Origin of the sequence: Pseudoalteromonas sp. S1610 (assembly GCF_005887465.1) — a bacterium.
Classification (GTDB): Bacteria; Pseudomonadota; Gammaproteobacteria; order Enterobacterales; family Alteromonadaceae; genus Pseudoalteromonas; species Pseudoalteromonas undina.
The window spans coordinates 1-13,421 of record NZ_PNDI01000018.1 but is presented as its reverse complement, the minus strand read 5'-3'; the positions used below and the strand labels follow the sequence as shown (position 1 = coordinate 13,421).

The 13,421-nt window shown below is 38.3% G+C and carries 14 protein-coding genes; 10 read left to right on the top strand and 4 right to left on the bottom strand.

What is annotated here, in order from left to right; all coding sequences use genetic code 11:
* Positions 1 to 3 precede the first annotated feature (3 nt).
* Together CWB77_RS08800 and icd are read left to right on the top strand one after the other, a co-directional pair.
* On the top strand, positions 4 to 2,700 hold the full coding sequence (locus CWB77_RS08800; RefSeq protein ID WP_138622379.1) for a 7TM diverse intracellular signaling domain-containing protein: 2,697 nt from the start codon (positions 4 to 6) through the stop codon (positions 2,698 to 2,700).
* A gap of 95 nt (positions 2,701 to 2,795) precedes the next feature.
* Positions 2,796 to 4,046 (top strand): NADP-dependent isocitrate dehydrogenase, encoded by a 1,251-nt coding sequence (gene icd, locus CWB77_RS08795; RefSeq protein ID WP_138622377.1) that lies wholly within the window; start codon positions 2,796 to 2,798, stop codon positions 4,044 to 4,046.
* A gap of 12 nt (positions 4,047 to 4,058) precedes the next feature.
* Here icd and CWB77_RS08790 read toward each other — a convergent pair whose 3' ends face one another.
* Entirely contained in the window at positions 4,059 to 4,505 is a 447-nt protein-coding gene (locus tag CWB77_RS08790) for a hypothetical protein (protein WP_138622375.1), read from the bottom strand.
* 109 nt (positions 4,506 to 4,614) lie between these two features.
* Positions 4,615 to 5,562 carry a LysR family transcriptional regulator gene (locus CWB77_RS08785; protein ID WP_138622373.1) on the bottom strand — a complete coding sequence of 316 codons (948 nt, stop codon included), beginning with the start codon at positions 5,560 to 5,562 and terminating at the stop codon, positions 4,615 to 4,617.
* Between the two features lie 117 nt (positions 5,563 to 5,679).
* Here CWB77_RS08785 and aceK point away from each other — a divergent pair, with 117 nt between their 5' ends.
* From aceK to lepB, 5 genes are all read left to right on the top strand, one after another.
* Positions 5,680 to 7,470, top strand: a complete 1,791-nt coding sequence (gene aceK, locus CWB77_RS08780; RefSeq protein WP_138622371.1) for a bifunctional isocitrate dehydrogenase kinase/phosphatase — start codon at positions 5,680 to 5,682, stop codon at positions 7,468 to 7,470.
* Between the two features lie 46 nt (positions 7,471 to 7,516).
* A complete protein-coding gene (locus CWB77_RS08775) occupies positions 7,517 to 7,909 on the top strand; it encodes a hypothetical protein (protein ID WP_171043263.1) in 393 nt (130 codons plus the stop codon).
* A gap of 19 nt (positions 7,910 to 7,928) precedes the next feature.
* The gene (locus CWB77_RS08770) at positions 7,929 to 8,891 is read left to right on the top strand and encodes a zinc-binding dehydrogenase (RefSeq protein WP_138622369.1); all 963 of its coding nucleotides are present in this window, start codon (positions 7,929 to 7,931) and stop codon (positions 8,889 to 8,891) included.
* Positions 8,892 to 8,978: 87 nt separating this feature from the next.
* Positions 8,979 to 9,233, top strand: a complete 255-nt coding sequence (locus CWB77_RS08765) for a DUF2999 family protein (protein ID WP_008113615.1) — start codon at positions 8,979 to 8,981, stop codon at positions 9,231 to 9,233.
* A 123-nt stretch (positions 9,234 to 9,356) separates the two neighbouring features.
* A complete protein-coding gene (gene lepB, locus CWB77_RS08760) occupies positions 9,357 to 10,007 on the top strand; it encodes a signal peptidase I (protein ID WP_138622367.1) in 651 nt (216 codons plus the stop codon).
* 60 nt (positions 10,008 to 10,067) lie between these two features.
* On the opposite strand, the gene CWB77_RS08755 is transcribed toward lepB, so the two are convergent.
* Complete coding sequence (locus CWB77_RS08755; RefSeq protein ID WP_010390195.1) at positions 10,068 to 10,781, bottom strand: flagellar brake domain-containing protein; 714 nt, start codon at positions 10,779 to 10,781, stop codon at positions 10,068 to 10,070.
* A gap of 395 nt (positions 10,782 to 11,176) precedes the next feature.
* Between CWB77_RS08755 and CWB77_RS08750 the strand changes: the two genes are divergently transcribed.
* A complete protein-coding gene (locus CWB77_RS08750; protein WP_010390194.1) occupies positions 11,177 to 11,686 on the top strand; it encodes a DUF2937 family protein in 510 nt (169 codons plus the stop codon).
* A 5-nt stretch (positions 11,687 to 11,691) separates the two neighbouring features.
* Here CWB77_RS08750 and CWB77_RS08745 read toward each other — a convergent pair whose 3' ends face one another.
* Positions 11,692 to 12,237 (bottom strand): Tll0287-like domain-containing protein, encoded by a 546-nt coding sequence (locus tag CWB77_RS08745; RefSeq protein WP_138622365.1) that lies wholly within the window; start codon positions 12,235 to 12,237, stop codon positions 11,692 to 11,694.
* Between the two features lie 136 nt (positions 12,238 to 12,373).
* On the opposite strand from CWB77_RS08745, the gene CWB77_RS08740 reads away from it, so the two are divergent.
* Together CWB77_RS08740 and CWB77_RS08735 are read left to right on the top strand one after the other, a co-directional pair.
* Positions 12,374 to 12,553, top strand: coding sequence for a hypothetical protein (locus tag CWB77_RS08740; RefSeq protein ID WP_138596139.1), 180 nt, complete (start codon positions 12,374 to 12,376; stop codon positions 12,551 to 12,553).
* A gap of 166 nt (positions 12,554 to 12,719) precedes the next feature.
* The gene (locus CWB77_RS08735; RefSeq protein WP_248529051.1) at positions 12,720 to 13,397 is read left to right on the top strand and encodes a hypothetical protein; all 678 of its coding nucleotides are present in this window, start codon (positions 12,720 to 12,722) and stop codon (positions 13,395 to 13,397) included.
* Positions 13,398 to 13,421: the final 24 nt, after the last annotated feature.

Genomic DNA, 13,421 nt, shown 5'->3' with positions numbered 1-13,421 from the left:
AGTATGCCAATGAAGGCAGTTCTAAAGCTATTTTTATATTGTGTATTTTTGTGCTTTAGCAATTTAGCGCCGGCAGATACACTCGCTCCTATTGTTTATACTTTAAAACAACAAGATACTGATTTGCTCGGTCAGGGTCATGTATTTCAGGTAACGAGTGGTACTTTTCCCCGTAACCACAGTGAAATAGAAATGTGGCTTGAAGATAAACAACCACAATCAAGAACATCGTTTTTTGGTGGTAGTTTTTGGTTTGTCATAGCACTTGAAAATAAAACAGACTTAGATGAACTGGTGCTCTATCCGTATAACACGTTACTTTCAAAAATCGAAACCCGGATTTATGATATATCGAACTTTGATGAACCAATAAAGCAGTATGTCACTGGGGGGCTTTACCCAAATGAGTTTGCATTTCATTATGGGAATAAAGTTAAGCTGGCGCCTAATCGTTCTTACGTATTAATTGCAAAATTTCAAAGTGAATATTTTTATACTCCACCAAAATTAGTGCTTTCATCTTATGACGATTTTTTTGTAAGAAAAACCTCAGACAACATGATTATGTTGCTGTGCTTTGGGGTTGGTATTGCGTTAGGTTTATACAATTTTCTTATTTACTTGGGGGATAGAGATAAAACCCATTTGTACTACGCCATGTTCACAGCATGCTGGGTGTTGGCTTGGAGTCAGTTTTTTCATATACCGGATCAAATTTTTGGTTTTTACAATGCCCATTTTCATTGGTTAGGTTTTACTTTAATTCCCATCACAAATATTTTATTTTTTAACAGCTTACTTAAATTAAAAGACACGTCTCCTAAGTTATCTCGATTATCAATCTACTTAGGCATTGTTGCCACCGCAGGCGCACCTTTTGCAATGGTTTGGCCTGGTTTTGGCTTTATTTGGGCCACTTTAGTGACAGGGGCAACTTTATCTTTAGGTATGGTTGTTGGTATACGAAGCTGGATCAGTGGCTTTAAGCCGGCTCGCTATTTTGTTCTCGCCTATTTGGCTATGGCCATTCCTAATATGGTTGGCAATTTAACTAATCTAGGAATTATTGAGCCAATAAAAATGGATCTCTATTTACTTGGGCTTATTGGCACAGCGCTCGATGCGGTATTACTTGCTTTTGCTGTCGCAAATAAATTCAGTATTTTGCATCATCAGAATGTTGAATTGACTAAAAATTTGGAACACAAGGTTAAGCTGCGCACCCAAGAGTTACAACAATTGGCGGAGGAGCTTCGTGATGCAAGTGAAGCTAAAAGTCGATTTTTAGCTAACATGAGCCATGAGATCCGCACCCCAATGACATCCATTATTGGTTATGCTGATGGGATAATTTTAGGTGATATACAGCCCCATGAAAGAAATCATGGGATCAGGGTGATTTTGCAAAACAGTCGTCATGTACTTGGGCTAATTAACGATATTTTAGATATGTCGAAAATTGAGGCTAACCGTTTAGAGATAGAATTAGTTGAAACGGATTTGTTTGCCACTATTGCTGAAATTGAATCATTACTAGGAAAGCAAATCCGCGATAAAGGCTTAAAATTCAAAGTTGATTATCAATTTCCATTACCAGATTGGATAGTCTCAGATCCAACTCGACTTAGGCAAATATTATTAAATTTAGCAACCAATGCACTTAAATTTACTACCCAGGGCTACATAATGCTGACGGTGAGTTGCAATCAAAAGCAACTAATAATTAAAGTTGAAGACACCGGTATTGGTATGACCGAAAGCGAGCAAAAAGACCTATTTACTCCCTTTCACCAAGCTGACTCGTCAATTTCTCGTAAATACGGTGGTACTGGACTTGGCTTAAATATATCAAAAAGCTTAGCAAATAAACTAAATGGCGATATTACTGTATTTTCTGTGGTAGGTAGGGGTAGCGAGTTTTGCTTTACTATGGAGTTAAATACAACTGAACATACGCAATGGGTTAACGCATTTGACGATATACGTAAACCACAAACCAAAGAGCTATTTTTAAATAATAGTCAGCGAAATTTAGTGGGTAGAGTACTTGTGGCTGAAGACCATCCAGAAAATCGTCAGCTTATTAAGCGAATTTTAGAGCGGATGGGGTTAACCGTTGTCGCTGTTGAAAATGGTCGAGATGCAGCGCAAGCAGCGATGGATGAAAGCTTCGACTTAATTTTATTAGATATTCAAATGCCAATTATGGATGGTGAGCAAGCAATTAAGATTATACAAGCAACAGGGGTAACAACACCCATTGTGGCGCTCACTGCTAACACGATGAAGCATGAAATTGATCGCTATTTAAAACAAGGTTTTACTGATCATATTGCCAAACCTATAGATAGAAGCTGTTTTAGTAGTAAAATTGCAAGTTATCTTGATATTGATATATGCGAGAACATTAAGCTACCCGATGAGGAGTTTGCACTACTCAAGCAGGAATACATTAAAGGGTTAAATAAACAAAAAGACACGTTAGTGTCTCAATTTAAGCAGGGTGATATAACGGGTTTTGCACGCAGCGTGCATATGATCAAAGGAACGGCTGGAATGTTTGAATGCAAAGCGTTGTATAAACAGGCTGTTGATTTTGAAACAAACTTAAAGTCTTCACCTGACGCTTTCGACATACAACAAGTTGAGGCTCTACTCAATGCTATTGACGTTATTTTAACCGTTCAAAAAGCACCTTAAACTTTACATTTTATTGTTGAATAACCGCTATACGCTTTGTTATGAAGACAAGTAGGGTTATGCATGCTTAAATATATTCTCTTGTAGGAGGACGTATGCAGTATCAACATATTAAGGTGCCAGACAATGGCGAAAATATTCACATTGATGATCAAGGACAGTGGCATATACCCGAACAACCTATTATTGCCTATATTGACGGTGATGGTGTTGGCTTAGATGTGATGCCAGTAATGCGTCAAGTAGTGGATGCTGCCATAGAACATTGTTATGGCAAGGAACGTAAGATACATTGGATGCAGGTGTATAATGGTGAACAAGCGGCTAAGCTTTATGATGGCGACTGGTTCCCTCAAGAAACCATTAATGCGGTACGTGAATGCAAAATTGCTATAAAAGGGCCGCTAACCACACCTTTAGGCGGTGGCTTTCGCTCTCTTAATGTTGCGCTTCGCCATGAAATGGATTTATTTGTTAATATGCGTACTATAAAAGGCTTTAGTGCTTTACCCTCGCCATTAAAAAACCCCTTTACCACTAACATTACCGTGTTGCGCGATAGTAGTGAAGATGTTTATTCAGGAATTGAATGGCAGGCGGGGAGTGTTGAAAGTGAAAAAATGCTCGATTTTTTGTGTGAAGAAATGGGCGTAACCCGTCTTCGTTTCGCTCAAGAGTGTGGTATAGGGATTAAAAATATATCTAAAGAAGGGTCAGAGCGATTAATACGCTTTGCCATTAATTATTCCCTTAAAAATGAGAGAGAGTCACTTACGTTAGTGCACAAAGGTAATGTTCTTAAATTTACCGATGGGGCGTTTAAACGCTGGGGCTTTGCGCTTGCAAAACAAGAATATAATGCCAAAGAACATGAAAATGGGCGTTGGCTTGAAATACAACGAACCAATTTACCCCCCTTGATTATTAAAGAAGTGATTGCCGATAATATGTTGCAGCAATGCTTGATGGATCCTGCGCAATTTGATGTGGTGGCTACTACAAATCAAAATGGTGACTTTTTAGCCGATATGCTCAGTGCACAGGTTGGGGGGGTAGGGATTATGCCTGCCGCCAATTTAAATACTGAGGTAGCTTTTTTTGAGCCGACACATGGCACGTTCGAGCGAATAGCTGGTCAAGATAAGGCAAACCCGAGCAGTAGCATATTAAGTGCAGTGTTAATGCTTAAGTATATGGGATGGGTTGAAGCGGCATGTTTAATCGAAAACGCCTTAGAAACTACATTTGCCAGTGGGCAGGTAACTTTTGATTTGGCTCATTCAAATCATAACTCGACAACCTTAAGCTGCAAACAATTTGCTAGTAAGGTTATCGAGCACTTTTAAACGACTGCATTGTTAAGCTGCTGAAGCATTAGTGGCTGCTTGACGATGAACACATGGACGCTCTGTTAGCTCTGCTGCTCTGTGATAAAGCTCATGTGCACTTGGCTCGTCACATACAGTGCCACTGAGCGTGTCCATTAACGCAACTACAATAACGGCAGGTACTTGACAGCAGTATTCATCTAATACAGCTTCGGTTGTTTGTGCATCAACATGGCAATGAGGGTGGCTTTTACGTTGATAGGCACTTAATAAAGTGTTTACGTCAAGAGTATCGTTTTCTTGATGTTTATTTTTACGACATTTACAGCCGAATTCATCAACTAATGTGGCAAGTGACTGGTAAACGTGACCCGTCTCAAGCGGCGTATTTGGGCATAATTGTTGTTCAATGAAGTGATGTAAATTTGCATCAATGAATAACCCGTCTTGTTGTGTGAAGCTTGCTGATGTTTGCATAATTATTACTCTTAATTTGTTGGCTTAACTTCACTGTAGCGCTAAGTGTAATATTAATGAAATTGTTGTTTTCAATAATTGATATTGATTTAATCAATATTTTAATGTGTTACCTATCAACCACTGTATTTGCGAACGCTAATAACTCACGTCTAAGCCATTGATGCGCTGGTGTGTGGTGTAATAACGGGCTCCAAATCATTTTTACTTCTATAGGGACGACTTGAAATGGTACTGGGCTAATCACTAAATTAGTATGACTGGTTAATAGCTTTGCTTGACGACGCGGCAGCGTAGCTATGAGTTGCTCAGATTGACACAGTAAGCTGGCAATCATGTAATGGCGAGTAAATACGCGTATTTTACGGGTTTGTTCTAATTGCCACAAAGCTTCATCTACCCAGCCTAATTTTTGTTTTCCTGACTTATTGGTCACTGCGGGCTCTGGCCCCCAGCCTGCGCGGTTAACCCATATATGTTCGCTTTGTAGGTATTGATTTAAGTTAGGATGCGTTAAAAAATCATTTTTTGGGTGGGTTAAACAACAATAATTATCTCGCCATACAGTCGCTTGATGAAAAGAGCGCGGCAGACCATTAAAACGATTTATTGCCAAATCGATAGTGCCTTTTTCCATATCTTGTAAATTTACATCACTGGGACTGAGCACATCAAAGTCAATGCCCGGGTTTTTAGCTAGTTGCTCGCAAATAAAGGGGGCAATTAGAGTCGATTCTAAATAATCGTTTGCCATAATACGAAATGTAACTTGCGCAGTTGCTGGGTTAAATTGCTCGCTTGGTTGAGTGATCTCCTCTGCCATTTTAAGCAGCGCTTCAATTTCAGGTTTGAGCGACAGTGCTTTGGCTGTGGGAGTCATAGAGCCCGCAGCTCGTACCAGCAAAGGATCATCAAATAAATCTCTTAAACGTTTTAACGCATTACTCATCGCTGGTTGAGTTAAAGCAAGCTTATTAGCTGCTTTTGATACGCTTTTTTCATCTATTAATACATTTAAATAGACGAGTAAATTGAGGTCGACATTTCTTATATTCATATGATCAATTTTATTTATTTGCTGTATTAATTACCTAAATTAAAGTGTGCTTGCTAAGGTGTAAACCTCTAATAAAAAATAATCAGCATAATTGCTAAAAATAGAAGCGCCTAAATCATGCCAAGCACGTCATTAACCTCTCAACATAATCCGGTACAAACCGTGGTCGCCACTAAGTTAGCCCGAGCGATATTTGCAGGCTTTGAGGCTATGTTTGCACAATTTTTAAATATCACCTTAGGGGCACAAAGTCGCTTTGAACAACGCCAGTATCATGAGGTGCAAGCAGCAATGCGAGAGCGCTTACAAGTGTATGAGCGCTTAGTAAAGAAAGTAAGTGAAGCCGTTAGAGTGATTGCTTATGATGAATTGGATTGCCCTCAAACATGGCAGCGGGCAAAAAATATTTATGGTGAGATGGTAAAAGAGCATGAAAACCAGCCCATTGCGCATACATTTTTTAATTCTACTTTTGGCGCTATTTGGGATGATAAAAAAATTCGCACAGTTCACTTATTTGTATTAAAAGCAAAATACCGAGGACAGCCGCGTTCCTATGAAGGACTTGTAAGTCGTATCTCCTTAAAAGAAGGGTTTGATCAGGCAATTAAAGCCTTATTAAATGAGCAAGTGTTTAGAGTCCCCTTTAAAGATTTAAGTAGTGATTTAACTAAGTTACAAGCAACGTTAACGCAAGGTGCTCAGCAGCAATGTCGACAAGTATACGAATTAATAAACTTAAATGACGGTTATATTGAATACGCTAATTCGCATTTTTATCGTAATAAGGCCTGTTATGTCATAGGGCGATGTATTGCCAAAAATGGAGATAACATGCCCTTTGCAATTGCTATTTTAAATACCCCCGAAGGACTTACAATTGATGCTGTAATGATGGGGGCTGATCAACTTAGTTTATTATTTGGCTTCGCACGTACCTATTTTATGGTAGATACCGACCAACCTGCCCGTTATGTTGACTACCTCAGTGTGTTAATGCCTCACAAACAACGGTTTGAATTATTTAATGCGATTGGTTTTATTAAACATGCAAAAACCGAGTTTTATCGTTATAAAGTAGATACGACTAAAAGTAGTCCCGAAGAATTCACGTATCATCTAGCGCCAGGGACTCCGGGTATGGTGATGCTAGTTTTTACTATTGATGGCCTAAATTATGTTTACAAGGTGATAAAAGATAAGTTTAGTGCTCCAAAAACAGCAACTAAACAACAAGTAAAAGATAAATATAACTTTGTAAAACAAGCCGACAGAGTAGGGCGATTAGTTGATACTCATGAGTTTAGATACCTTGCATTTGACTTAAGCCGTTTTAGTGATGAACTGCTAAAACAAATGAAAAAACACATTGGCGATAGCTTAGTCATTTCCGGCAAAGCCTTAATACTAAAGCATGTTTACGTTGAGCGAAAAATGACACCGCTCAACCTGTATATCAATCAATGCAATAGTAAATCACTTCAGCAAGTGATGCTTGATTATGGTAAAGCGATAAAAGAGCTTGCCAGCGCCAATATTTTTGCTGGTGACATGCTGATGAAAAACTTCGGCGTCACACGCTGGGGGCGAATAGTATTTTATGATTATGATGAAATTTGCCCTCTCACCGATTGCAATTTTAGAGACGTGCCAAATACACAAAACGCGTTAGAAGAATTAAGCTCACACAGCTATTTTGATATTGACCAAAATGATATATTTCCCAGTCAATTTAAAGTGTTTTTTAGTGCCAGTAATAGTGCGTTTAACCACTTTAATCATTACCATAGTGATTTATTTACGGCAAAGTACTGGCAAATGATCCAGCAAGGAATTGAGCAAGGCCAGCTTCCGGATGTTTACCCTTATAAGCAAAGTTGGCGTTTTAATACTATGTCAGTAAATTAACGCTGAATTGGTTTCTTCAGGCACAGTTAACACGATAAGGATTATGATGAAATTTACTATATTCGCTTGCTTACTTTTATTGCCATACTCTGTATTTGCCAATCCCCTATTAGGTACGTGGGAGTTTGTTCAAGGAAAATACGCGGTAGAAGATGGGTTTGTTAGCGCTAAAGCCCCAGAGATAACTTCAATCAAATTAGTAACAGCAACACACTTTAGCTATATCACAGAAAAAAATGGCCAATTTAGTTATGCTGGTGGTGGCCAGTACCAGTTAACCGATGGGCAATTTATTGAAACCTTTGAGTATGGCAATATTGCATCATTGATGGGTAAAACCATGGCTTTTGATTATAAAGTTGAAGGGAATTTGTGGCATCATTCTCTTACAGAAAATGGCCAGCTAGTTGAAGCCGAAGTGTGGCGAAAAATCAAATAAACCCAATACAAGGAGACTTATGCAGTACATTTCACATCATGAGCAGCAGTTAGCGTTTTCGAAAACCGATAAACCAAAGGTTAATAACAATGAAGTGCTAGTAAAAGTGGCAGCGATTGGGGTTAACCGCGCTGATTGTATGCAGCGTCAAGGTAAGTATCCTGCTCCTGAAGGAGATAGCCCTATTTTAGGACTTGAGTGTGCAGGCACCGTGTGTGAGCTTGGCAGTGAGGTAGACCCTAAATGGCTCGGTAAGCGTATTTTTACTTTATGTGCTGGTGGCGCTTACAGTGAATACGTCGCAGTAGATGCGCAGCAGTTAATGATATTGCCTGATCATATCTCTATGGCGCAAGGTGCTGCTATAAGCGAAGTGTATTTAACAGCCTTTGGTGCGCTATTTGAATTAGGCAAGTTACAATCAGGGCAAACGGCGCTTATTCATGCCGGTGCCAGTGGTGTTGGTGGTGCGGCTATTCAGATGGCAAAAAGTGCTGGTGCACAAGTAGTGATTACCGCGGGTTCGGATGAAAAGTGTGAACATGCTAAAAGGTTGGGTGCTGACCACGTAATTAATTATAAAACCACTGATTTTGTTGAGTATATGAAATCACATAAGCTCACTGCAAACGCAATTGTTGACCCTGTTTCTGGTAGCTATTTAAATAAAAATGCCATGGTGGCCTCAATGGATTGTCAGATTATTATGCTGGCATTTTTAGACGGGCGCTTTGCAGAAGTAGACTTTGCACGTTTATTACAAAAGCGGATTTCGTTTCATGCATCAACACTACGTAATCGCAGTATTGAGTTTAAACGAGCTCTGAGAGATGCCTTTGTCTCGCGTTTTTACGATGATATTGCCAATCAGAACTATGACTTTAATATTTATAAAACCATGTCATGGAAGCAAGCCAGTGAGGCTCATGATATTTTAGAGCGCAACGAGAATTCCGGTAAAGTTGTGCTACTGGTTGAATGATATAAGCAAGCACAGCGGGATTAATATTGTTAATTAGGCTGTGCGCCCATATAATTTAGTGAACACTATAAAATATTAAGGCAAATAATGAATCCAATTATTGCAATATTAAAAGAGCACAACGTTAGTGATGAAAAAGTAGCTGCGTTGTTTGAAGCATTTACCCAAAACCCAATGATGGCCATGGCATTAGTGCAAGAGCTGGGTATACCACCTGAAAAGCTTCAGCAACTAATGGCTGTGGTGATGACTCAACCGCATTTGATTAAAGAAGCCACTGATGAATTAGGCCTTGATTTTGCAAAAGTACAAGAAGCGAAAGACAAGTTAAATCAGCAGTAAACCATCTTTAGAGACATGTTTTATACATGTCTCTATCATTAAACATGTTTTGTTACACACTCTTTTGAACGGCTCTGCGTTTATACAGTCAAATAAATACTTAACCCATAGCAGAGACAAAACATGAAGCGACTTTATAAATTTTGGAAAAATAATCGTTCTTTAATTGTATTCATTATTTTAATGAGTGTGTTTAGAAGTGCCGTCGCCGATTGGTATGAAGTACCAACAGGTTCAATGAAACCGACTATTGAAGAAGGCGATCGAATCCTTACCGATAAAATGGCGTATGATTTACGTATACCATTTACGCATGTATCCCTGTTGAGAATGGGGGACCCACAAACTGGCGATATTATTGTATTTGACTCGAAAGTAGCGGATAACCGCTTGATCAAGCGAGTAATAGGTGTACCTGGAGATACTATTGTACTTGAAAATAATGAACTCATAATCAACGGCGAAAAGCTTAATTACACACATTTGCAAAGTAATACGACTGCTTCAGATAAAATAGAAAACTTAAATGGTTATAAGCATTCAATCCGCGTTAGTAATACACCATCACGTTTATCGAGCTTTGATGAAATAACAATTCCTGAACACTACTATTTAGCCATGGGTGATAACCGTGATAATAGTGCAGATTCTAGAGTAATAGGGCTTATCCCACGTGATGAATTACTAGGTAAAGCCGAGCGTGTGATTGTATCGCTTGATTACGATAACTATTATTTACCTAGAACAGAGAGATTTTTAAAACCGTTAGAGTAATAGAACTGCTGTTAGCAAGGCTAACCATAAGGTGTTAGCCTTAATTCGTTTGTGATTTTTCTAGTCTATATCAATTGAATACGCTTCGAGTAGCTCATTTAGCTTAGTTTGCTCTGATGCATCGAACTCGATACCAACACTAAGGCGATTCCCCTTCATTTGATTATTTCTGATATAGGACGTGACTATGACAGACTTATTGTCTATCGGTGACAAAATATGCACAAATACTTGGCGTTTTTTTAGCGCTACAAATCCAGAGCTTACATGTATCGCAAAACGGCAGCCACTAGGTGAAATATCAATGATTAACCCATGCAATAAGCTCTTACTATCGGCGTCTATATCACCTTTGTGTAAACTTATTTTAGCTGGAATATGAGTCGGTAGCCTGCTAGTTTCACGTAATTGACGGCTTTCGATTTTTTTAGGGTACGCTAGATAAATTAACCGTTCAGGGCGAAATGAAATCGCTAATATACTGGTAGAAAAAGCCACACATTCACCGCGCTCATCTTCGATGATATAACGAACAATGGCGCCATTACCTTCAACTAAAATATCGCTGTAGTCGTTTTTACCTGCTTGAGCAGGGTATTTTAATATTAAATATTTACCGGTGTCGTAGCCGATTAAAGTGAGTTTAAAGCGAACCTGAATAGGGTTGTTAAATTGTATATCAATTAATTTCCCTGGAAGTAAATCGAGGAAAAACTTTTTTTGATCTTCAGTTGCTTTCTCTTCAACAGTGGTATTATTTTTATTCGCTTCCACAAACTCTTTCTCAATATTAACAGACGCTTAATTATCTTTTAATATAGTGTAAAAATCACTAGTATTAAAGAGGGCATTTAGAATTAGGTATTAATACTTTATGCTCGTTCTAGTAAGTATTTCAGCTATTCACGGGGTTTTATCTACAGAAATGTTGCTATTTTAGCAACAGGTAAACATTCAGGTGATCAATAAAAACTTAGCGCTTTGCTATTTAAATCATACTTATACTAACATTTATCACGTTAAGGATTATTTTTTACGAGTCTGAAAGACTGTTTACCTTTTTCTCGATAAAATTTATCTACATAAAAAGTAAGTCACTTAGCTAAGTAAATGGTATAGCATAGTAACACCATCTATCTGTTTAAATTAGAGCAGCACAAAGGATTATGATGATCGTTAACATGTTCGATAAATTAATATTTGCTTGCGCTTTTATTATTGCATTGCAACTACCGCAGCTAAGTGATCATTACCAACAACATTTAGCGGGCTTGTATCATGCGACCAAGTGGCAAGTTGATGGCTATGCAGATACAGCAAAGCAATATAAATTTTCTAGCACACAAGCAATGATAAACCGTCATTTAGAAAACACGGAACCGAGTGTCAGAGCCGATGCAGAACAAAAACAGCAAACCTTGATGCTATTCGCAGACTTAAATCAAGGTATGAAGCTATTTGAGCAAGGTAATTTAGTGCAAAAATTGCTGTATATATTCTCCCCTGATCGTTTCGAAAGATTACAAAATACACTTGATAACTTTAAGTTAGGGATCCCTTTAACCACCAGTGCATTATTGTTTGCGCTGATATTAGCTATCATATTAAATCAGCTCGTAATGTTGCCGTATACTTTATATGTTGCCCACAGAAAACGAAACGCAGCGAATGCTCAATGACGTAATTACTGTTGGTGCTTTTTAATCGGCTTTTTAACGATAAAGGCACCACGAATATCACCCTGTTTGAAATTTGTTGCTTGATCGCTAGGGTACAAAGCGGCTATTTTTTTAGCAACTTCAGGTGCAATGTGACTGCCATGACATGCTAAACACGCCTTTTGAGTGGGGATCGCTTTTATAAAATACCAGCCATCTGACCTTTGTGTTTGGTGTTCTATTTTTGCTATAGGCTCGCCATTGAGCTTACGTTGTTCAAAGTTTAATAAAACATTTCTTAACCATTCATCGGGTTGATTATCTGGGTTACGTGTTTTTAACGCACTGCGGCTAATTTGCCATGCACTATTGCTGTGTTGTGAAGTGATAGCGGGTGCGGCTGTATTACATACACTAATCGCTGCTATAGGTCCATTTTGTTGCATGGTGCTAACCAGTATCTGTTTTAAATCAGTTGAAAATGCCTTAATAGTTTTGCGCGCATCGTCAACATTGTTAGCAAAAGCAGCGGATGAAATAAATAAACTGGAAAAAAGTAAAATAATGCGCATAATAGGCCCTTTAATATTAGTAACTACTAATATATAGAGTGTCAGGTATTTTTCAACTAAATCGTACAGTGTTTCAGCACTTTTTTATTCGATGTACCGTGGCTAAAATCGATAAACGGTCCCAAGTGAGAATAATATGTATACTAAACAAGATGATAATAAAGTAATAAATCAACAAAACACCTATGATGCTGGTGGACTTAGTGCTGATGACCCCTTGGCGGCAATTAAAGCTATTCGACTTGAGCAGTTGGCACAATGTCGGCTAAAAACACAAAAAGAAATGCAAACGGGGCATAAAAAAAATAAACCCTAAGCGATAATAATTTGCTAAATTAAATTTATGAATTTCAAACTTGGATAGTGCAATCAATTACATAACTATAAAACACCCTCATCAAGTTATTTCTTTTATTGCTTGGCTATGCGCTTTGGTTGTGATGTTCATAGGACTTTTTACACCTAACAATAAAGAAATTTTATTGTTCTTAACAGTGAGCTCGCTGTGTTTGCTGATGTTTAATAGTGTGGCAATTTCTGCTTGGGTATTTCATCAGTTTAAAGATAAGCAGTTACGCTTTATAGCGGTTCTATGTAGCGCAGCTTTAATGCTGTGCACAGTAGGGGATGTGATTAACTTTAACCTATCCCAGCACTATCATCGCTATGCAACGTTAATAAAGCATGACTACTTAATTGATTCAATTTTATTTTTTGCACCTGGCTACAGCCTTTTATTTTTAGCCTGTGTGTTGGCCTATAAAAGGCAGCAAGCTATATCGCAATTAAAAAGCATACTTTTTATGGTTGTTGTACTGGTGATAAGTGCTACGTCACTCGCTTCTATGTATCTTGATGGCGCTGGTATACCTATTTTAGCTATGACCGGCGTTTATAGTGTGGTGGTAACTGCCGTGGCGCTTATGGGCCTTATGTTGGTTATTGCTTATGGTGGGTTTCATGCGCCCAAACCAATAATGTGGGTGAGCTTAGGGCTTTTACTAGCTGCATTGGCCGATGCCATTATTGGTGCTTTTTGGATTTATGGTAACCAAGGGCAAGGTTTTTATCCTCAGGTGCGCTATATAAATTGGTTTATCTATATTAGCTCCCAATGCTTAGTGATTCATTTGGCAAAAGTAGTCGCCTTAGCTAAATAACGTCAACAATAAAAAAGCCGCTAA

What these genes read in the sequence shown, in the direction of transcription:
- CWB77_RS08800 (WP_138622379.1), top strand. Translation starts at nt 4, where the DNA reads ATGCCAATGAAGGCAGTTCTAAAGCTATTTTTATATTGTGTATTTTTG.
- icd (WP_138622377.1), top strand. Translation starts at nt 2,796, where the DNA reads ATGCAGTATCAACATATTAAGGTGCCAGACAATGGCGAAAATATTCAC.
- CWB77_RS08790 (WP_138622375.1), bottom strand. Translation starts at nt 4,505, where the DNA reads ATGCAAACATCAGCAAGCTTCACACAACAAGACGGGTTATTCATTGAT.
- CWB77_RS08785 (WP_138622373.1), bottom strand. Translation starts at nt 5,562, where the DNA reads ATGAATATAAGAAATGTCGACCTCAATTTACTCGTCTATTTAAATGTA.
- aceK (WP_138622371.1), top strand. Translation starts at nt 5,680, where the DNA reads ATGCCAAGCACGTCATTAACCTCTCAACATAATCCGGTACAAACCGTG.
- CWB77_RS08775 (WP_171043263.1), top strand. Translation starts at nt 7,517, where the DNA reads ATGAAATTTACTATATTCGCTTGCTTACTTTTATTGCCATACTCTGTA.
- CWB77_RS08770 (WP_138622369.1), top strand. Translation starts at nt 7,929, where the DNA reads ATGCAGTACATTTCACATCATGAGCAGCAGTTAGCGTTTTCGAAAACC.
- CWB77_RS08765 (WP_008113615.1), top strand. Translation starts at nt 8,979, where the DNA reads ATGAATCCAATTATTGCAATATTAAAAGAGCACAACGTTAGTGATGAA.
- lepB (WP_138622367.1), top strand. Translation starts at nt 9,357, where the DNA reads ATGAAGCGACTTTATAAATTTTGGAAAAATAATCGTTCTTTAATTGTA.
- CWB77_RS08750 (WP_010390194.1), top strand. Translation starts at nt 11,177, where the DNA reads ATGATCGTTAACATGTTCGATAAATTAATATTTGCTTGCGCTTTTATT.
- CWB77_RS08745 (WP_138622365.1), bottom strand. Translation starts at nt 12,237, where the DNA reads ATGCGCATTATTTTACTTTTTTCCAGTTTATTTATTTCATCCGCTGCT.
- CWB77_RS08740 (WP_138596139.1), top strand. Translation starts at nt 12,374, where the DNA reads ATGTATACTAAACAAGATGATAATAAAGTAATAAATCAACAAAACACC.